Source organism: Algoriphagus sp. 10J20-15 (assembly GCF_055809615.1).
Map to the genome: position 1 here is coordinate 169,474 of NZ_JBVVUG010000004.1, position 18,547 is coordinate 188,020.

Annotated in this window: 21 protein-coding genes and 1 pseudogene; 16 read left to right on the top strand and 6 right to left on the bottom strand. The window is 40.3% G+C overall.

The window, feature by feature from the left end; genetic code table 11:
• Window positions 1–9 precede the first annotated feature (9 nt).
• The 12 genes and pseudogenes from AC0L6R_RS02470 (at window position 10) to AC0L6R_RS02525 (ending at window position 9,910) form a co-directional block, all read left to right on the top strand.
• A complete protein-coding gene (locus AC0L6R_RS02470; protein WP_473269785.1) occupies window positions 10–228 on the top strand; it encodes a hypothetical protein in 219 nt (72 codons plus the stop codon).
• On the top strand, window positions 197–325 hold the full coding sequence (locus AC0L6R_RS02475) for a hypothetical protein (protein WP_473269876.1): 129 nt from the start codon (window positions 197–199) through the stop codon (window positions 323–325). Before AC0L6R_RS02470 ends, AC0L6R_RS02475 begins: the two co-directional genes overlap by 32 nt.
• Entirely contained in the window at window positions 315–731 is a 417-nt protein-coding gene (locus tag AC0L6R_RS02480) for a type III pantothenate kinase (RefSeq protein WP_473269786.1), read from the top strand. Before AC0L6R_RS02475 ends, AC0L6R_RS02480 begins: the two co-directional genes overlap by 11 nt.
• A complete protein-coding gene (locus AC0L6R_RS02485) occupies window positions 721–2,004 on the top strand; it encodes a hypothetical protein (protein WP_473269787.1) in 1,284 nt (427 codons plus the stop codon). The genes AC0L6R_RS02480 and AC0L6R_RS02485 overlap by 11 nt, the downstream gene beginning before the upstream one ends.
• Window positions 2,005–2,098: 94 nt before the next feature.
• Complete coding sequence (locus tag AC0L6R_RS02490) at window positions 2,099–3,400, top strand: hypothetical protein (protein ID WP_473269788.1); 1,302 nt, start codon at window positions 2,099–2,101, stop codon at window positions 3,398–3,400.
• Between the two features lie 83 nt (window positions 3,401–3,483).
• Window positions 3,484–4,026: an LPS export ABC transporter periplasmic protein LptC gene (gene lptC / locus AC0L6R_RS02495; RefSeq protein ID WP_283413524.1), complete on the top strand. Its 543-nt coding sequence runs from the start codon at window positions 3,484–3,486 to the stop codon at window positions 4,024–4,026.
• Window positions 4,027–4,316: 290 nt separating this feature from the next.
• Window positions 4,317–5,597, top strand: coding sequence for a hemolysin family protein (locus AC0L6R_RS02500; RefSeq protein ID WP_283413526.1), 1,281 nt, complete (start codon window positions 4,317–4,319; stop codon window positions 5,595–5,597).
• Window positions 5,598–5,681: 84 nt separating this feature from the next.
• Window positions 5,682–7,794: pseudogene (locus AC0L6R_RS02505) on the top strand (SurA N-terminal domain-containing protein).
• An 89-nt stretch (window positions 7,795–7,883) separates the two neighbouring features.
• The gene (locus tag AC0L6R_RS02510) at window positions 7,884–8,153 is read left to right on the top strand and encodes a DUF493 family protein (protein ID WP_283413528.1); all 270 of its coding nucleotides are present in this window, start codon (window positions 7,884–7,886) and stop codon (window positions 8,151–8,153) included.
• A gap of 12 nt (window positions 8,154–8,165) precedes the next feature.
• Window positions 8,166–8,399: a 4a-hydroxytetrahydrobiopterin dehydratase gene (locus AC0L6R_RS02515; RefSeq protein ID WP_473269789.1), complete on the top strand. Its 234-nt coding sequence runs from the start codon at window positions 8,166–8,168 to the stop codon at window positions 8,397–8,399.
• Window positions 8,396–9,088, top strand: coding sequence for a 16S rRNA (cytidine(1402)-2'-O)-methyltransferase (gene rsmI / locus AC0L6R_RS02520; protein WP_283413530.1), 693 nt, complete (start codon window positions 8,396–8,398; stop codon window positions 9,086–9,088). The genes AC0L6R_RS02515 and rsmI overlap by 4 nt, the downstream gene beginning before the upstream one ends.
• Window positions 9,089–9,106: 18 nt before the next feature.
• A complete protein-coding gene (locus tag AC0L6R_RS02525) occupies window positions 9,107–9,910 on the top strand; it encodes an inositol monophosphatase family protein (protein ID WP_473269790.1) in 804 nt (267 codons plus the stop codon).
• Here AC0L6R_RS02525 and AC0L6R_RS02530 read toward each other — a convergent pair whose 3' ends face one another.
• Complete coding sequence (locus tag AC0L6R_RS02530) at window positions 9,911–10,819, bottom strand: AEC family transporter (protein ID WP_473269791.1); 909 nt, start codon at window positions 10,817–10,819, stop codon at window positions 9,911–9,913. It abuts the gene before it with no gap.
• Between the two features lie 104 nt (window positions 10,820–10,923).
• Here AC0L6R_RS02530 and AC0L6R_RS02535 point away from each other — a divergent pair, with 104 nt between their 5' ends.
• The gene (locus AC0L6R_RS02535; RefSeq protein WP_283413533.1) at window positions 10,924–11,151 is read left to right on the top strand and encodes a hypothetical protein; all 228 of its coding nucleotides are present in this window, start codon (window positions 10,924–10,926) and stop codon (window positions 11,149–11,151) included.
• Here AC0L6R_RS02535 and AC0L6R_RS02540 read toward each other — a convergent pair.
• The gene (locus tag AC0L6R_RS02540) at window positions 11,148–11,522 is read right to left on the bottom strand and encodes a UDP-glucuronosyltransferase (RefSeq protein WP_473269792.1); all 375 of its coding nucleotides are present in this window, start codon (window positions 11,520–11,522) and stop codon (window positions 11,148–11,150) included. The genes AC0L6R_RS02535 and AC0L6R_RS02540 overlap by 4 nt on opposite strands.
• 148 nt (window positions 11,523–11,670) lie before the next feature.
• On the opposite strand from AC0L6R_RS02540, the gene AC0L6R_RS02545 reads away from it, so the two are divergent.
• The 3 genes from AC0L6R_RS02545 to rpiB all read left to right on the top strand — a co-directional run bounded on the left by AC0L6R_RS02545 (window position 11,671) and on the right by rpiB (window position 14,439).
• Window positions 11,671–12,939, top strand: a complete 1,269-nt coding sequence (locus AC0L6R_RS02545; RefSeq protein WP_283413535.1) for a serine hydroxymethyltransferase — start codon at window positions 11,671–11,673, stop codon at window positions 12,937–12,939.
• Window positions 12,940–12,955: 16 nt separating this feature from the next.
• Window positions 12,956–13,810: a twin-arginine translocase subunit TatC gene (gene tatC / locus AC0L6R_RS02550; RefSeq protein WP_283413536.1), complete on the top strand. Its 855-nt coding sequence runs from the start codon at window positions 12,956–12,958 to the stop codon at window positions 13,808–13,810.
• A gap of 191 nt (window positions 13,811–14,001) precedes the next feature.
• Window positions 14,002–14,439, top strand: coding sequence for a ribose 5-phosphate isomerase B (rpiB, locus tag AC0L6R_RS02555; protein ID WP_283413537.1), 438 nt, complete (start codon window positions 14,002–14,004; stop codon window positions 14,437–14,439).
• A gap of 97 nt (window positions 14,440–14,536) precedes the next feature.
• Here the strand turns inward: rpiB and AC0L6R_RS02560 are convergent, their stop codons facing one another.
• The 4 genes from AC0L6R_RS02560 to AC0L6R_RS02575 all read right to left on the bottom strand — a co-directional run bounded on the left by AC0L6R_RS02560 (window position 14,537) and on the right by AC0L6R_RS02575 (window position 18,528).
• The gene (locus tag AC0L6R_RS02560; protein ID WP_473269793.1) at window positions 14,537–15,358 is read right to left on the bottom strand and encodes a hypothetical protein; all 822 of its coding nucleotides are present in this window, start codon (window positions 15,356–15,358) and stop codon (window positions 14,537–14,539) included.
• A 246-nt stretch (window positions 15,359–15,604) separates the two neighbouring features.
• Entirely contained in the window at window positions 15,605–16,408 is an 804-nt protein-coding gene (locus AC0L6R_RS02565) for a S8 family serine peptidase (RefSeq protein ID WP_473269794.1), read from the bottom strand.
• Window positions 16,377–17,216, bottom strand: a complete 840-nt coding sequence (locus AC0L6R_RS02570) for a hypothetical protein (protein ID WP_473269795.1) — start codon at window positions 17,214–17,216, stop codon at window positions 16,377–16,379. Before AC0L6R_RS02570 ends, AC0L6R_RS02565 begins: the two co-directional genes overlap by 32 nt.
• A 151-nt stretch (window positions 17,217–17,367) precedes the next feature.
• On the bottom strand, window positions 17,368–18,528 hold the full coding sequence (locus tag AC0L6R_RS02575) for an alpha/beta hydrolase-fold protein (RefSeq protein ID WP_473269796.1): 1,161 nt from the start codon (window positions 18,526–18,528) through the stop codon (window positions 17,368–17,370).
• Window positions 18,529–18,547 lie beyond the last annotated feature (19 nt).

Sequence of the window (18,547 nt, forward strand, 5' to 3'; positions counted from 1 at the left end):
CTAACCTGCATGACTAATCTCATCATAGATATCGGTAATACACGAATCAAATCAGCACTCTTTGAAGGGGGAAAGTTGATGGAGGAAGAAGTGTTTGACCTATTGGAAAATGCATTAATCTATTGGGATTCAGTGTCATTCGTTCATTGTCTAATCAGTTCTGTTAGGTGGAATCAAGTCGAATTGCAGGCAACTAATACCCTTCCAATTTTCATTTTTAAGCCCTGAAACCAAATTGCCAATTACGAATGCATACGGAACTCCGGCAAGCTTAGGCTTAGACAGAATAGCTGGAGCAATAGGAGCCCTGGGCAATGCGGGGTAAAGGACCTGTTCTCGCAATAGACTTAGGAACTTGTATTACTTTTGATCTTATCGATGAAAGAAACTCGTATCTGGGTGGAGCCATCAGTCCTAGTCGTCTCGGGATGCGTGCCAGAGCCATGAAGGATCAAACAGCGAGATTGCCCTTAGTTGATCTTAAATATAAGCCTAGTGAATTAATCGGCGACAATACCATAACCTGTATGCAAATCGGAGTTTGGTATGGAGTTGAGTTTGAAATACGAGGGCAAATAGAAGCTTACACTAAAAAATTTCCAGAAATTGAGGTCTTTGTTAGCGGTGGAGACGCCCAATCTTTTGATTCATTGGCAAAAGACCTCATATTTGTAGTCCCAAATTTGGTCCTATACGGATTGAATTCTATTCTAAACCACAATGTTGAGTAAAATCAAATTGCAATTGCTGGGTGTACTATGCACCCTTTTCTTATTTACAGAAGCACAGGCTCAGTCCAGTGCATCTACTTATAGTGCGCTAGGTATCGGTGAATTTAACTATTCAGGTCTTACCAATAATCAAGCAATGGGGGGACTTGGCATAAGTTACGGTACTCCATGGAATCCGAACACAGTAAACCCAGCTCTTTCTACCAAAAACACAATTTTCAATTTCGAAGCGGCGCTGAATTACAAAAGAATCGCTGCTGACAACGGTTCGGAAACCTCTGATGTAGATGGAGGTGGACTGTCATATATTGCTTTTTCACTCCCAGTGAAAGTAAACAAGTTTACAGTTGGCTTAGGCTTAAATCAAATCACCAGTGTGAACTACCGATTACTGATAGAAAGTACTGTAGCAAATTCAGATGTGAGAGCTCTGAATTCTATTGAAGGTGATGGTGGTATTTCTGAGGCTTACTTAAGTTTAGGGATGGTGGTTGCAAAGAATTTGAGTCTTGGCTTACAAGGATCATATCTTTTTGGGTCAACAATTCGCACGGATCAATTGGCACTTTTTAGTGATGAAGGAGCTCCGGTCGGGAATGTCACAGAATATTATGAAAGATTAACAGTTAGCGATGTGGGTATCAAAGCGGGTGCATATTACTTCATTCCTTTGAACACAAAGAGCAGATTACATTTGGGTGCCATTTATCAGCATTTAGGAGATGTTAATGGAAAAGCCTTTGCCAAGCTCGCTGCATTTGGCCAAGCTAGCGATCCGGATTCGGATGGAGACTTGATTGCTAACGACGAGCCGGGAAGCATTTATATCCCTAATCGCTACGGATTCGGGGTTTCTTATGAGAAAAACAACAAATTTGTAATCGGATTGGAAGGACAATATCAGGACTTTAAAAAGTTTAGATCTTTGCTGGATGATCCTCTGAGATTACAGGAAGCAATTAAGGTAGGCTTGGGATTCCAGTTTACACCTGATTATCTTAACGTAGATAATGCATTGAAAAGAGGTTCTTATCGAGTCGGTTTGGAATACCAACAGACTCCATATTATTTGAACGAGACAAATATTAATGACCTTGGCATTAACTTTGGAGCTTCACTTCCTGTAAATCAACTTTCGTTATTGAATTTCGCAGTGAAGGTAGGTCAGCGGGGAACCACTGATAATGGCCTGATCAAAGAGAGTTATGTGAACTTAACCTTAGGTTTATCCTTGAACGATAACAGTTGGTTCTTCAAACGAGTATTTGACTAATTAATTAACCAAACCATTCAATCAAAATGGTTAAATCCTGAACCTCGGATTTAGACATGAAGATTAAATTGTGCCGAATTAAACCATTATGAAAATGAAAATTAAATCTACAATCCTAGGGCTTACTGCCCTGCTTCTGGCCGGAATGGTCCAAGCTCAAGAAGGGTGGAATTTTCCGTCTGACCCAGCTCAAGAAGCAAAAGCAAGAGAATTAAACGCAGCCTACACTGATTATATGAATTCTGATCAGGTAATAGAAGCTACGCATCCACTGCACTGGTTGCTAGTTAATGTACCTGAGTTGAATGAGTCTATCTATCAGAATGGTATCAAAATTTATGATGAAGCATCGAAGATTACAACTGATGAGGCTCAGAAGAGAATTTACCAAGATTCTGTAATCACTCTTTTTAATAAAAGAGGTGAAATCTACGATAATGAGAAAAACTGGATAGAGAATAAAGCTTATTACGGTTATCAATACTATAAAGGTGACAAGGATATGTTGGCTGGACCAATTGCTGATTTTGAAAAGGCAATGGAACTGAACGGTACTATCAACTATCAATTGACTGCTGCATATTTTGATTTAGTCTACAGAAACTATGCTTATCACCAAGCTTATACAGGTGAGGAGATTCTAGCTATTCATGACAAAATCAATAAAATGTTGGATGAAGCTGCTGCAGAAGGAACAGACGTTTCCAGTCAAAAGTCTACACTTGAGACATTATTAGTGGCTATGGAGTTGATCGATTGTGACTTCATCGAAAATACGTTGGGTCCAAAATTGATAGCTGATCCAACTAACGAAGTTCTTGCTGACCAAATTTTCAAGTATTCTGTACAGTATAAATGCTTTAATACTAATGCCTTCCTACAGGCATTAGAGATCAAGCATGCGAAAGAGCCTTCATTCTCTACTTCTCAAGTCATTGCGATGAGATATATGCAGGAAGATAATGCTGCTAAGGCAGAAGAAATGTGGAGTCAAGCATTGACCCTTGCTGAGAATGATACTCAGAAAGCAGAAGCTCAATTTGAATTAGCAAAAATCTACCTGAAGCAAGGCAAAAAGTCTGCTGCAAGAACTGCAGCAAAAGAAGCTGCTAATCTAGATTCATCTAGAACTTCAGACGTCTATACAATGATAGCTGGCATGTATATGAACTCTTTCAATGATTGTAAAGCAGGTAATAGCCGTGTGAAAGATTATTCAATCTATATCGCTGCTTATAATGCTTACCAAAGAGCAGGTGATTCTTCCGGAATGGCGAATGCTAGATCTAGATTCCCTTCTAAAGAAGAGTTGTTTACTGAAGGAATGCAGGCTGGTCAAACAATCAGCACTGGCTGTTGGATTGGTGAGACTGTCACATTAGCTACAAGAGATTAATATAAGAATAGAGATAAAAAGGCAGTCTTCGGGCTGCCTTTTTTCATTTATACACTAAAGCAAATTTCAAGTATCTTTGAGCCGTGAAATCCAGATTAATTTTCTTCTTTATTTGTGTTCTTTCTATTACTAGCTCCTGCAGAGAGGATGTAGATGCATCTCTTTTACAGGAATATGAAGGTCCCATGAACATGAGTACTAATTTTCACTTGACACAGAGTGATTCAGCTATCGTTCGTTCTGAAATTAGAGCACCTAAGCAGTTGGAATTCGCTAATGGAAATATGGAGTTTCCTGATGGAATAGAGATTCAGATTTTTGAGAAAGATGGTCAATTGAGTACGACCTTGACTGCTGATCGAGGGTACTTATTTAAGCAGGAAAATATCTTCAAAGGTGAAGGAGACGTACAAGTTCACAACTTAGCTAAGGACCAAAAATTGCAGTCAGAAGAGCTTTTTTGGGAGCCAAACAAGAAAAAGATATACACTGAGAAATTTGTTAGGGTACAGGAGCGTAATACCTTTTTCTTTGGAACTGCATTGGAATCCGATGAGACTTTTACAAATTATTCCTTGAAAGATATCAGGGAAAGCAAGTTGGAATTGACCGACGATGGGCTTTAAATGAATTCTTTAGAAAGAAATTTCCTAGTAAATAAAACTGAACTTTGCTCGTTCAGTTTTCTTCAATACTATTCAACATGAAATTACTTGACGCATTAATATTATCGCTTTCGCTTGCACTGATGATTGTTGGCATCCACCAGACTATTACCCAAGGAGTAGGTGCATCGTATGCAATTTTTATGTTTGCGGTAGCCTTATTATTTTGGTTTCAGTACCGCAAAATGCAAAAACCCGATGAGCCTCCTACCTCTAAGAAAAAAGACCAAACCCCGCAAAAAGCGCTAAGCATGGAAATTAGTTATTATTTGATTTATGTGATTATCACGCTTGCGATGTCTGCCTTTTTTTCAGGAATGGAAATCGCGTTTATCTCAGCGAATAAGCTTCAGATAGAACTTCAAAATAAGCAAGGAGATCTCACGGGTAAGATCTTGAGCGTATTTGTACAGCGTCCTGGGCAGTTCATCGGCACTACCCTGATGGGCAACACAATCATGTTGGTGCTCTATGGTATTTTCATGGCATACTTGATGGAAGATCCGTTGAAAAATTTGTTAGATGGCTATGCTAACGATGCCATAATACTTATGCTGCAGACAGTGATCTCTACCATAGTTGTCCTGATCACTGCTGAGTTTTTGCCAAAAAGTCTTTTCATGCTGAATCCAAATAGCATGTTGAACTTTTTTTCACTCCCATTTTGGGTCATCTATATTCTGTTTTACCCTGTAGTATGGGCTGTGGTAGGCCTTTCCAGGTTTTTTATTACCAAAATTCTGCGATTAGAATACAGTGAAGACAAGCCTGTTTTTACGGTTACAGATCTCAATAGCTTTGTCCAAAATCATATTCATAAAGGAAAAGAGGAAGGACATGTGGAGATAGATACCAAGATTTTTGATAATGCGGTGGAATTCAAAACTGTACGAGTACGGGAATGTATGGTTCCACGTACAGATATCGTATCTGTGGAAGTAGATGATGCAATCGAGGAATTGAAGCAGGTATTTGAGGAAAGTGGACATTCTAAAGTCATCGTCTATCGGGAATCTATCGATGATGTGATTGGCTATTGCCACCAATTGGAGCTTTTCAAAAAGCCTAAAACCATTGAAGAAATCCTGACTCCTATCATTATTGCTCCAGAATCCGCCTTGGCTAATGAGTTACTCATACAGTTTATTCAAGAGAGAAAAAGCTTGGCTTTGGTAGTAGATGAGTTTGGAGGCACTTCAGGGATAGTTTCTATGGAAGATATTATTGAAGAGATTTTTGGGGAAATCGAGGATGAGTATGACTCAGATGATTTGATTGAGCAGAAAATTTCCGATCAGGAATATTTGCTTAGTGCACGCCATGAAATTGACTATCTCAATGATAAATATGGGTGGGAATTGCCGATAGGAGACTTTGAGACCCTCTCCGGCCTGATTCTTTCGCTTACAGAGAACCTTCCAAAGAAAGGGGAATCTGTAACTTTTGAAGCGTATAATTTCACGGTGGTGACTAAGCAAGAGCATAGAATAGAGACGGTTCGCCTGAAAATAAATAGCTCTGGAATTTTCTAGTTAAGAGTTTGATTCAGAATATATTTTGAATTTCGTTAGTAATGCTCTTATTTTGCGACTCTCTAAAAAAGCGTAGTAACAATAATGGCGTTAATTAAACAAATTAGACAACGAACTGGTCTGATGATCGGCGTAATTGCCGGCGGATTGATTTTATTCCTCCTAGGAGGAGATCTATTAAGCCCAAATTCCTCTCTTCTAGGCTCAAGTCAGAACATAGTGGGGGAGATTGCTGGTGAAGATATTACTTACGAAGAGTATATCGCCCGCGTGGAAGAATTTAAAATTGCTAATCAGCAGCGTACTGGAAGAGTTCCTTCTGAAGTAGAATTGTATTCTATCAGAGAGCAAGCTTGGCAGTCTATGATTGTGGAGCGCGTGTTCAAAGAAGAATATGAGAAATTAGGCTTGACTATTTCTGATGCTGAATTAGTTGATATGGTTCAGGGAAAAAATATCGTTCCGGAATTGCGTCAGCAATTGGTAAATCCGCAGACAGGTCAGTTTGACAAAAGTCAATTGGTGGCTTTCCTACAATCTTTGGAAACAGCAGATCCTGCGCAGCAGGCTTATTGGAATCAACAAGAGCGGCTTTTTGCTGACTCAAGATTGAGAATCAAATATGACAATATGCTCGCTACTTCTGAGTTTGCAACTGAAGCTGAGGCTAAAGAAGAATACAAAGCAGCGAACACTATTGCAGACGCTTCTATTCTTTTCGTTCCTTTCTATGCAGTTCCTGATGCAGATATTACGGTTTCTGAAAGTGAAATGCAGGCATATTTGACTAAGAATAAAAGCAAGTTTAACGCTGGAAATGCAGCTAGCATCGAGTATGTAACATTTAGCATTCAGCCAAGTGGAACTGATTCAGCAGAAGTTATTTCTCAGATTCAAGAATTGACTGAGGAGTTAAAAACTACTGAGAACGATTCGCTTTTCGCGTTGAGAAACTCTGAAGGACAAATGCCATTTTTGACGGTAAGACCAGGTGATGAGCTTCCAATCAATTTGACTAATAACGTTTCTGATATTCAAGCAGGCCAGACCTATGGTCCGTTTATCACTGCTAACTCCACTTACGTTTCCTATAAGATCTCTGATCAATACGAAGGAACCCCAAGATTGAGAGCGTCCCATATCCTATTCAGTACAGAAGGAATGGACGATACGTCCAAAGCCGCTGTGGAGGCACAAGCTCAAACAGTTCTTTCACAGCTGAAAGCCGATGGAAACTTTGAAGTTGCCGCTAGACAATACGGGCAGGATGGAACCGCTCAGACTGGCGGAGACCTAGGATGGTTTGCGAAGGCTGATTTTGTGACTGAATTTGCTGATGCTGCCTATGCTGCAAAAGCTCCTGGTATTCTTCCGAACCTAGTAGAGACAGAATACGGCTACCACATCATCAAGGTGACTGAAATGCCTAAGACTACTTATACCAAAGTGGCCACAGTAGAATTAGAATTGGTAGCTAGTGATGCCACTAGAAACGAAGCTTTCAGAAATGCGGATTCCTTTGCTGCGAATGCAGGAAACAGAAATGAGTTCACAGAAAATGCTACGACTGAAAATTACAGAATTCTACAGGCTAACAATGTAGATGCAAGCGCGAGAAACATTAACAATCTTCAAAATGCTAGAGAAGTGATTCGTTGGGCATTTACAGATGGTACTTCTACAGGTGAGGTTTCTGACGTTTTTGAGCTAGACAATGCATACATAGTTGCTACTCTTGTGAGTAAGAGAGGCGAAGGCGACTTGCAGCTCGCTGATGTAAAAGAACAAGTAGAAGCTCAGGTGAGAAATGAGAAAAAAGCTGAAGCCATCAAAGAAAAGCTTGCTGGTAAAACTTCATTGGAAGATATGAAAGCCGTATTCCCTGAAGCTGCTTCTCTAAACGAAATTCCTGATTTGAAATTGAGTGCCAATGTAATTCCAGGAAGTAGGATTTGCTCCACGTGCGATCGGCGCAATCTTCGGGATAGAGCAAGGTAAAATTACCCAACCAATTCGTGAGGATGTAGGTGTGATCGTAGGTAAACTGAATGCATTGACTCCAGCGGCTGAAATTGGTGACTATTCTGCTTACCAAGGTCAATTGACTCAAAATGCGTCACAACGTACGACATATTCCGTTATGATGGCTCTGCAAGATCTAGCAGGCGTCAAGGACTATAGATATAAATTCTTTTAAAAAAGAAAGAAACTAGATACGGAACCCATGCCATTCAGCATGGGTTCTTTGTTTATATTCGACACGTAATTTGCCTAGCGCGTACTATTATGGACAAAAAGAAATTCGATAAAGAAAACTTTAAAGAGAAATTGGAAGCTAGTGGAGAATTTCCTCAGCTTTATATGTTTAAATTTATAGTTCCTAATGGAAAGGAAAATGAAGTAGCAGCTCTTTTTCCAAAACATGAAGTGTCAACAAAAGCAAGTTCTGGAGGGAAGTACGTAAGCGCCACTATACAGGCAATGATGAAAGACCCCGATCAGATAATTAAGATCTATGAAGAAGCTGCCGAAATAGAAGGATTAATCTCACTCTAAACTCATTCGATTATGTGGAAAGAAGAAGATAACAAGCTTAAAAAAACATTCAAATTCAAAGATTTCCAGGAAGCTTTTGGCTTTATGACCCGCGTAGCATTTTTGGCGGAGCGTTCGCAGCATCATCCTAATTGGAGCAATGTTTACAATACCGTTGAAATCGAACTGACTACGCACGACTCAGGAAATAAAGTGACTAAAAAGGATCATGATCTGGCAAAAGCCATAGATGGGCTAAATGCATGAGTGAAAATTCCCCAAACCTATATTTAGTACCTACGCCAATTGGTAACCTGAAAGATATCACCCTTCGGGCAATTGAGGTATTGAAAACGGCTGATGTGATCCTGGCAGAGGATACACGAACCAGCGGCCAATTGCTAAAGCATCTGGAGATCTCACGTCCACTTCAGAGCTACCATATTTTCAACGAACACAAGACTGTCGAGAAGCTCGTAGAACGCATGAATCGCGGTGAGGTCTTCGCATTGATCAGCGATGCCGGAACTCCTGCTATTTCGGATCCAGGATTTCTCTTAGTCAGAGAAGTTCTTGCTGCAGGGTTGGATGTACAGTGCCTACCTGGCGCCACAGCATTCGTACCTGCTTTGGTAAATAGCGGTTTGCCAAATGACCGTTTTGTATTCGAAGGATTTTTGCCTCACAAAAAAGGACGAAAAACCAGAATTGATGGACTAATCGAAGAAGTAAGAACCATCATCTTTTATGAGTCCCCCCATCGCCTCCTTAAAACGCTAGGGCAGCTTGCTGAGGCTTTTGGAGCCGAGAGGCAGGCTTGCGTATCCCGTGAGCTCACTAAGCTGCACGAGGAGAATGTTAGAGGCACCTTAGCCGAGTTAATTGAATATTATGAGACCAACACCTTAAAAGGCGAAATCGTCCTTACAGTGGCAGGTAAGAATCCCAAATCCTGATTTAGAAAATCAACTTTTATGATTTCAACAGAAAAACTAACTCTGCTTCTTGAGAAAACCCAGGAAGTAGCCAAAGAAGCCGGCGCTTTTATCCGTAAGGAAAGACGCCATTTCAATCCAGAACGCGTGGAGCACAAAGGCGTCAATGACCTTGTTTCCTATGTAGATAAGGAAGCAGAAAAAATCATTGTGAATAAGCTTTCTCAAATTTTTCCTGAGGCAGGTTTTATAACTGAAGAAGGAACCAATACCACGCAAGCAGAAGAATTCAACTGGGTGATAGATCCGCTTGACGGCACCACTAATTTCATTCATGGCGTACCTATTTATTCTGTAAGTATTGCATTGATGGAGCGGAACGAGGTGGTTTTAGGAGTAGTCTATGAAGTTAATCTTCACGAGTGCTTCTATGCTATGAAGGGTGGGGGAGCATTCTGCAATGATACCCGGATTAAAGTAAGCGGAGCCAAGACGCTTTCCGAATCGCTGATAGCTACTGGATTTCCCTACAGTAATTTCGATTTGATCGATAAATACCTTGCGGCATTGAAATCAATCATGAAGTCTTCCCATGGTGCTCGTAGATTTGGAAGTGCGGCGGTAGATCTTTGTTATGTTGCTGCTGGGCGTGTGGAAGGATTTTTTGAGTATAATCTGAATTCCTATGATGTCGCTGCGGGGACTTTGATCGTGGAAGAAGCAGGTGGAAAAGTAACTGATTTCTCCGGAGGAAGGAATTTTGTGTTTGGAAGAGAGATTTTGTCTACGAATGAAAAAATCCATGAGGAGATTTTAGCCAATTTGAAGACTGCTTGGACCTAATCAGCTAAGGAAATAATACCAAACCATAATTGTAACCAGAGAGATTGGGATTCCCAATCCAGCTAGAAGTGTGGCCAATTTTGGCTTGAGGTCATATTGAATGGCTACAATAGAGCCTGTGATCATGGGAGCCATGCCACTTTCCAATACCGTGACTTTCAGTTCAAGACTGTTTTCTGAAAGAATATTTCGGTATACCAGCCAAACAATTAAAGGAGCCAGCAAAAGCCTATAGCCCATTCCAAACCAATAATATTTGGAACTCAGAGAATCAAAGTCTAGGGAGAACTTGAGTCCGATAGCAAAAATAGCCATTGGAGCCATTGTTTTGCCTATGAAGGAAACGATGGGTATAAGGAGTTCTGGAGTCTTCCAGCCTAGTATGCTCATCACTATGGTGAGTAAAAGGAAACCGAATGGTGGGAATTTGATAATTTTCAGCGGGATTTCGCTTAGATTACCTTCTTTGTGGGAATAAATCGAGCCTACTAAAATCGACAAGGAAGAAACCAGCAAAAAGGATCCGCCTTGATCTATAAGGAGTGCAATTGGTAAGGCCTCTTTTCCATACAGTCCCTCCACTACAGGAAACCCTAAGAAGGAGGTATTGGCTAAGCCAGCCACTATCACTAGACAACCCGTTAATTGGTTATCCCATTTTAAGAGTTTTCCCAGTGTCCCAAATATCAGCCAAGAAAGCAAGAATGTGAACCAGGCTGAGGAGATAGGAATGAGTAAGTTCCAGCCGGGATTTATTTGGGGAATATATAAAAGTGCAAGAGCGGGGAGGACAATGTTGAGAAGATAAGCATTGACCCATTTCGTGATTTTTTCTTGAGGAAGGCTAGGTTGTTTCTGAAGGAAAAGACCTAGAAGAAGACATAAAAATGCAATAATAGCTCCTGTCATGCTGTTTTTCGATGGATGGTATTTTTTGTTAACATAAAATTAATTTGCTAAAATTGTACTTTGCTGATTATCAGCATACTTTTGATGCAAATAACCGAGAGTCTATGACTAAACTTATACCGATTTTTATCAATGGAGGAAAATGGATTCAACTTTCACAGCTATCTAAAGAGCAAGCGTTAAAATTGAAATCATGGCTTCCAGTTAGCTGCCTGAAGAAAATCATGTTTCAAGGAAGCGAATTTACTGAATGTCTGGATTTCGAAACCTACGAATATTGGTTTCGCACACAACAAGTCTCAGAGCAAAAGCAAGCCTTGTTGGATTTTTAATCCAATCCGTAATTTTTTCTTTTTTCATCAAAATACTTTCTCAATTCAGGGTAGAAGTCACTTTCTACTTCGGGAATTCCGTCTAAGATCAATTCCATATTTCCCTCCATCGCGTCAGTATTCACCTGCATGCCTTCGACTAGATAGACCATGTCTTCCATGGACAAAGGTTCAAAACTTGATGATGGATAAAGCATGTAGTCATTTCCATAGAAATCAACTGCCTCAAACTGAATCTTCAGCTCCAGAAAATGTGCATAAATGCTAATTTGTTCTCCCCATTGGCTCTCAGGGTAGTTCAATTTAACCAATAAAACAGAGGTATTTTCTTCAGTAAAGTAGCTTTCAGGCTGAAATTTGAAATCAATCATCAGCCAAAAATAGCAATTCCTTAGAATTGAGAATCCCAATCCCATTTTCGGATTGGATAATCGGGACTTTCGGACTATTTTTGGGCACATTTGCAGGTAGGCCTTTTTGGCTACCTTTCCATAAAAATTTGCTTTCAAACCCCTGATTATGAAAAGAGATTCGCTTGTTTTCGACCTAATCAACGAAGAAGAGGACAGACAAAAGAGAGGCATCGAACTGATTGCTTCCGAAAACTTCACCAGCAAACAAGTGATGGAAGCTGCGGGAAGTGTGCTGACAAACAAATATGCTGAAGGTCTGCCGGGCAAGCGCTACTATGGTGGTTGCGAAGTTGTCGATAAAATCGAGCAATTGGCGATAGACCGCGCAAAGGAGCTTTTCGGAGCTACTTGGGTCAATGTACAACCGCATTCAGGTGCGCAGGCAAATGCCGCTGTTTTATTGGCATGTTTGAATGCAGGGGATCCAATATTAGGCTTTGACCTATCGCATGGAGGTCACCTGACTCATGGTTCTCCGGTGAATTTTTCTGGTAAATTATATGAGCCGCACTTCTATGGAGTAGAAGAGGAGACAGGTAGAATCGACTACGACAAGCTTCATGAGAAAGCATTGGAAGTATCTCCAAAGGTGATCATCTGTGGTGCTTCTGCTTATTCCAGAGATTGGGATTATGCTCGACTGAGAGAAACTGCGGACGAAGTTGGAGCAATTCTTCTGGCCGATATCTCCCATCCATCGGGCTTGATCGCAAAAGGACTTTTAAATGATCCGTTGGATCATTGTCATATCGTGACCACAACTACCCACAAGACTCTTAGAGGTCCAAGAGGTGGTATGATCATGATGCGTGAGGATTTCGACAATCCATGGGGATTGACCACTCCAAAAGGAGAAATCAAAAAGATGTCTTCTTTGCTTGATATGGGCGTGTTCCCAGGAACTCAAGGAGGCCCGTTGGAGCATATTATTGCTGCAAAGGCCATTGCTTTCGAAGAATGTCTATCTGACGAGTACATGCATTATGTACTTCAGGTGAAAAAGAATGCATCCGTAATGGCTGATCAGTTCGTAAGTCTTGGATATCAAATTATCTCTGGAGGAACGGACAATCACATGATGCTTATTGATCTTAGAAATAAGGACCTTACTGGTAAAATCGCTGAACAGACACTTGGGAAAGTGGATATTACCATCAATAAAAACATGGTACCATTTGATACCAAATCTCCGTTTGTTACTTCTGGAATGAGAGTAGGAACTGCAGCGATTACAACCCGAGGGTTGAAGGAAGATGACATGGTCAAAATTGTCAACTTGATCGACAGAGCATTGCAAAATCATGAGAATGAAGCCGAATTGGCAAACATCCGAAGCGAAGTAAATGCTTGGATGAATCAATTTCCATTATACTAGACATTAGATACCACCCGTGGCGTTAGATCAATACCAAGAAGAAGAGGAAGAAGAAGGAATGTCCTTTTTGGACCATTTAGAAGCGTTGCGCTGGCATCTGCTTCGTTCTGTAGCAGCGATTCTAATTTTGTCTGTTGCGGCCTTTCTGGCCAAAAGCTTTGTTTTCGGAGTTGTCATCCTTGGTCCTTCCAAGGTAGACTTTGTCACCTACAGATGGCTGTGTGAGCTAAGCGATTATGTGGGCTTGCCGGCACTTTGTATAGACGAATTGCCGTTTACGATCCAGAGTAGGCAGATGACAGGTCAGTTTACCATGCACATGACTTCTAGTTTTGTGGTGGGATTCATTGCTTCTTTTCCGTTTGTATTCTGGGAAGTATGGAGATTTATCAGTCCGGGATTGTATGATCAGGAGAAAAATGCCGCCAGAGGAGCTGTCTTCTTTGTGAGTTTATTGTTCTTCATGGGTGCAGGATTCGGTTACTTTATCCTTTCGCCGCTTTCGATCAATTTCCTTTCAAACTATCAGTTGGATCCTTCCATTCTGAATGAATTTGATATCACTTCCTATATCTCCACATTGACTATGCTGGTATTGGCTTCGGCCATCATGTTTCAGCTTCCTGTGGTGGTATATTTCTTGGCCATGTCTGGCTTGGTGACTTCAGGGATGCTGAGATCTTATAGAAGGCATGCGATCGTCGTTATTCTTGTATTATCAGCAATTATCACTCCGCCGGATGTGATTAGCCAGATTCTGATTGCCATGCCGATACTAGTTCTATATGAAGCTGGTATCCAGATCGCGAAAAGACTGGAAAAGAAAAGAGCTAAGAAAAAAGCGGAGGAAGAAATAGATGATGCTCTTTAATCCAGACGCTAGACATTAGTATTAAGTAACTAGACTTAAGTATTAAGATGCAAGATTTTAGAATCTAGAGTCAAGATATCGGGATCGAATCCTTAGGATAAAAGAGTTATAGATTAGAATATAGAATTTAAAGATAAGATGGAAGACCTTTCTAAAGTCTTCTGTCTCACGTCTTATATCTAAAATTAATTATGGCAAAGAAAATAGCAATAGGAGGAGATCACGCAGGCTTTGAATACAAAGCGAAAATGGTCAGTAAACTGGAATCATTGGGCTATGAAGTAAAGGATTTTGGTCCTTTCTCAGATGCTTCAGTAGATTATCCGGATTACGTGCATCCCTTGAGTTCTGCGATTGAAGCAGGTGAGTTTGACTTGGGAATAGTGATCTGTGGGTCTGGAAACGGTGTTGCGATTACAGCCAACAAACACCAAGGTATTCGTGCTGCACTTTGCTGGAATGAGGAATTGGCTGCACTTTCCCGTCAGCATAACAATGCGAATGTGATTGCCCTTCCTGCCCGATTTATTTCTTATGAATTGGCTGAAAAGCTAGCTGAGACGTTCCTTACAACAGACTTCGAAGGTGGAAGACATCAGAATCGAGTGAGTAAGATAGCGTGTAGTTAAAAAATGTAAGGTGCCGGATGTCCGGTGTTAGATGTTAAAGCCCAAACTTGAAAATTCAGGTTTGGGCTTTTTTGTATTTGTATTACAAATTCTAATGCTAGTCATTTTTATTTATTCTATCAAAGGCCTTTTTTGTTAATATTACCAAGTTCTCTTTATCAAGATCAAGTATTGAAATATAATCTTTGTTAATAGCGTAATGTTGAGACCAATCAACATAGTCCTTATAAAGAAGTAGCGTACAAATATCCGTTGGTTCGATATGATTAGATAGAATATGTGTATGCATTGTTGCACTTATATTTTGTCCATTCGAATTTTTATAAGGCAGTTCAATCAGAGAATTATGCAGTTTGGTCTTACCAATTAGCTTGTTCTTAGAGTTGTATTTGAGAAGATAATCATTGCCGATTAAAACAGAGCCTTGTTTTTGTGAAGCAGATAAAATAAATACTTTTCTGTTTTTTCCATCTATCAGTGGAATTGCATTGAAAGAAGCATTTTCATAATAATTAAAAAAACCATCTGAATTTGAAGTTAACATCATCATCGCATCTTGTCGTATTGAAATAAGGTCTTTTTCATGTTCAAGAGCTGATGCTACTTCGGTATCAACAGAGTTTGGGGTTGAAGTTGGCAAATTGTCAAATTGATATCTAGCCAATATTCTGTTATGGTCGAACCTACTATAAAAGATGGAGTAAACATGTTCATCTGTTCCTTCATAAGAAAGGTATCCTCCAATGCTATCTCTCTTATCTGGGTAATTTTCTAGAAAATGATCGGTTGAGTACCAGGCAGCTTTTTCAAGTCGGTAAAGTAACTTACCTTCCTTCAGTAAAGCCTCTGAATCTGGTTTTTGAGCAATTACTTGAATTGTTGAGAATAGGCTGAAAAAGATTATGATTATTAGTTTCATCAGGCTTTAATTTCTTTTAGTACTTGTTTCTAGCGTAAAGTTATTAGTAACCAACTATATATCCTTTAAGGAAACTGAAGTCCATTTTTTTTGCAACAGAAACTTCGAAGGTGGAAGACATCAGAATCGAGTGAGTAAGATAGCGTGTAGTTAAAAAATGTAAGGTGCCGGATGTCCGGTTTTAGATGTTAAAGCCCAAACTTGAAAATTCAGGTTTGGGCTTTTTTTTAAGTTTAGGGTAAGCTTTTACAAGCTTACCGTTCCGTTTGCAACTTGGCTAGCCAGGATCAAGGCATTGTATAGGTTGGCGATTTTGCCGGATTTAGAGATTTCTGAAAAGGACTTTTCTACCCCTTCTGTTCCGCCAACATGAACTTTGACCGAAGGTGAAATACCTGATTCCAAGATCACTTTCTTCACTTGCACTGCTGTTAGCGTAGGGAAATAGGATCGAATCATCGCTGCAAGGCCCGATACTGCTGGAGCAGCCATGGAAGTACCCCCTTGAAATTCGTAAGAATCATTCGGCATAGAAGAATATATTGCATCTCCTGGTGCAAAGATATCGACATACTCTTTCCCATAATTAGAGAAGACAGCGATCATATCCGCTCCAAAATATTGTGTCAAAGCACCTACTGTAAGGTAATTGTTTGCAAAATTAGCCTCATCTCCATCCGGATGGTCATTAGGATAGTTAGTGTTTTTAGGATCATCCAAATCAAGCGCGTCATTTCCTGCTGCATGTACAAAGAGTACATCCTTGGAAGCTGCATAAGTTAAGGCTTCATACACCCATTCAGAATTGGGAGAAAACCCTTTCCCGAAGCTGGCATTGATTACCTTAGCGCCATTATCAGTCGCATAGCGAATCGCGAGAGCAATATCTTTGTCGTATTCATCGCCATTTGGAACAGCTCTGATCGACATAATTTTCACATTGCTTGCGACACCATCCACTCCTTTTTTATTGTTTCGGGTGGCTGCGATGATTCCCGCTACATGCGAACCATGACTTTCATCTGCATACCCTGGAATCTGGGTTTCCATCGCCATAGTCCTGATCGGAATAGTCGTAGGGATCATCGCCCACGGGAGTTCTTCCATTGAAATCTACATTCAGATTGTAATTTACCTGAGCCTCATAATACTTGAGCCCGTCTTGAAGGTCCTTGATTGCAGCTGGAATTTCTTCGCCCATGGACATTACCTGCATCAGCATGCCTACAGTTCTTTCCTCTTGCGTATTTTTGGGTTTGTAGGCTTCCAAATCAGCAAGTGTATACTTCTCTTTTCCTAAAGCTTCTTTGATTTTTTTATCTGCCATGGTCACCATAGCTTCGATCTGCGTGAGTTGAGGAAGTGCGGCTTGAGCTTCAGGAAGCTTTTCATTCAGTTTTTGTCTGGCGGCTTCTTGATAGGCTTCGTCACCGATTTTAAGGCGAAGGATTCTTGCCATTTCCATTTGCTCGTTGTAGGATTCCCCAAGAAAGTTGTACCCATGGATATCATCGATGTAGCCATTTCCGTCATTGTCAATGCCATCACCTGGTTTCTCGCCAGTATTGGTCCAAAGCACATCTTTTATGTCCTCATGATCTAGGTCAATGCCCGAATCAATCACTGCCACGATAACTTCCTCGCCTTTTTTCCTTTTCAGAAGTTCGGCGTAGGCACGGTCCACACTCATTCCCGGAATGGTGTCTTTTTGTAGATCGAGATGTCCCCAATGTCTGGATTGCTGGTCTGAGAGTTCAGCTACTTTTGGGCTAGTATTTGTGTAATTGATAGGAGGGGCTGTCAGTACTAATGAAGTATTACATCCCATCACTAGCAGGCCAATACCTAGTCCTGCCAAAATTTGAATCTTGCTTTTAATCATAGGTAAAATTAACGCTCACATTTCTAAAAGAGAGAACTTTTAGTTGTTAAAAATGGTGAAGTATAGCTTATTTTATTTAAATGGAAGATTCCGGATCATAGTAGGTATTTCGTGTTTTCAATCGAATTTACTGGTTCTTTTTTAAGCTTTCTATCCTAGTTCTGGCGTGTTCGTTAGCTGGATTTAAGCGAAGCGACGTTTCATAGTTTGCGATCGCTTTTTCTATATTCCCTACCACTTCATAAGCTTCTCCTAAGCTATCAAATGCATTAAATGAATCAGGATAATTTTCAGTGTTTAGTATGAAGAATTCTAGGCTCTTGGATTTCTCTACTTCGTCTCTGCTTTGAAGTCTGCTGTACCCGATTCTGTTTACTAGATTTTCAGGAGGGCTAAATGTCCAGGAAAGTCTATGGGAAATTTTCTCAAAATGCTCGGTGAGTTGATCCAAACTTTCCACATCTCTATAAGAAATGCCATAGCCTTCAAAAATGCTCGATATTCCATGGTGAAAAGCAGGGATGGGCACTGAGCTATGATCTTCATTTTCGAAATATTCCATGCTAGCCGCAAATTCTCCTTCAACTTTACTGTTCAATGATTCAAACAGGCGCACATGTCTGTCCCGATTTCTGATAATTCTCTTTCCCCAATTTGCTGTGGCGAGGTAGAGATATCTATTAAAAGAATTGGTAGTAACTGCTTCTAATTTTTTATCCATCGTAGCAGCATCCCAAGAGCCAAAACTTGGATCTATGGCAATAAATGAATTGAAAATTGTAGTTTCCTTCATGTAAGCATGGGTAGCGAGTAAGCCGCCCAATGAATGTCCAAATAGAATTCTATAGGGGGCTGTTCGGTATTCTTGATCAATATTTGGGATAAGCTCTTCCTCCAGAAAATCCAGAAAATTATCCCCGCCTCCAAAATCATTTTCCCGGGTAGTTACGATCTTATCAGGGGTGAAATCCCGGGTTCTACTCACATTTTGAATGCCGATGACAATCATCTCTGGAATCCTTCCAATTCTGCCCATGTAATTTACCGTGCTGCTAATGGAATGAAAAAAGGAGTTCCCATCCAATACAATCAGCAAGGGGTATGTTTTATAAGACGATTCTTCTTGGCTATATGATTCAGGAAGGCTGATCCAAAAAGCCCGTTCTTCCTCCAAAATTTTGGAGTAAAGGGTATGTTTGCTGCCAATTTGGATGAGTTCGTTTTCTTGTGATTTTACTTCGTGAATTCCGAGTAAAAAGATGATCAGTGCGAGTAAATTTTTAAGCATAGAACTAATACAGGTTTTC

What these genes read in the sequence shown, in the direction of transcription:
- AC0L6R_RS02535 (WP_283413533.1), top strand. Translation starts at nt 10,924, where the DNA reads ATGACTAAACTTATACCGATTTTTATCAATGGAGGAAAATGGATTCAA.
- AC0L6R_RS02490 (WP_473269788.1), top strand. Translation starts at nt 2,099, where the DNA reads ATGAAAATTAAATCTACAATCCTAGGGCTTACTGCCCTGCTTCTGGCC.
- AC0L6R_RS02525 (WP_473269790.1), top strand. Translation starts at nt 9,107, where the DNA reads ATGATTTCAACAGAAAAACTAACTCTGCTTCTTGAGAAAACCCAGGAA.
- AC0L6R_RS02500 (WP_283413526.1), top strand. Translation starts at nt 4,317, where the DNA reads ATGGAAATTAGTTATTATTTGATTTATGTGATTATCACGCTTGCGATG.
- AC0L6R_RS02540 (WP_473269792.1), bottom strand. Translation starts at nt 11,522, where the DNA reads ATGATTGATTTCAAATTTCAGCCTGAAAGCTACTTTACTGAAGAAAAT.
- AC0L6R_RS02470 (WP_473269785.1), top strand. Translation starts at nt 10, where the DNA reads ATGACTAATCTCATCATAGATATCGGTAATACACGAATCAAATCAGCA.
- AC0L6R_RS02565 (WP_473269794.1), bottom strand. Translation starts at nt 16,408, where the DNA reads ATGGAAACCCAGATTCCAGGGTATGCAGATGAAAGTCATGGTTCGCAT.
- AC0L6R_RS02530 (WP_473269791.1), bottom strand. Translation starts at nt 10,819, where the DNA reads ATGACAGGAGCTATTATTGCATTTTTATGTCTTCTTCTAGGTCTTTTC.
- AC0L6R_RS02510 (WP_283413528.1), top strand. Translation starts at nt 7,884, where the DNA reads ATGGACAAAAAGAAATTCGATAAAGAAAACTTTAAAGAGAAATTGGAA.
- AC0L6R_RS02480 (WP_473269786.1), top strand. Translation starts at nt 315, where the DNA reads ATGCGGGGTAAAGGACCTGTTCTCGCAATAGACTTAGGAACTTGTATT.
- rsmI (WP_283413530.1), top strand. Translation starts at nt 8,396, where the DNA reads ATGAGTGAAAATTCCCCAAACCTATATTTAGTACCTACGCCAATTGGT.
- AC0L6R_RS02575 (WP_473269796.1), bottom strand. Translation starts at nt 18,528, where the DNA reads ATGCTTAAAAATTTACTCGCACTGATCATCTTTTTACTCGGAATTCAC.
- AC0L6R_RS02485 (WP_473269787.1), top strand. Translation starts at nt 721, where the DNA reads ATGTTGAGTAAAATCAAATTGCAATTGCTGGGTGTACTATGCACCCTT.
- AC0L6R_RS02545 (WP_283413535.1), top strand. Translation starts at nt 11,671, where the DNA reads ATGAAAAGAGATTCGCTTGTTTTCGACCTAATCAACGAAGAAGAGGAC.
- AC0L6R_RS02560 (WP_473269793.1), bottom strand. Translation starts at nt 15,358, where the DNA reads ATGAAACTAATAATCATAATCTTTTTCAGCCTATTCTCAACAATTCAA.
- AC0L6R_RS02515 (WP_473269789.1), top strand. Translation starts at nt 8,166, where the DNA reads ATGTGGAAAGAAGAAGATAACAAGCTTAAAAAAACATTCAAATTCAAA.
- rpiB (WP_283413537.1), top strand. Translation starts at nt 14,002, where the DNA reads ATGGCAAAGAAAATAGCAATAGGAGGAGATCACGCAGGCTTTGAATAC.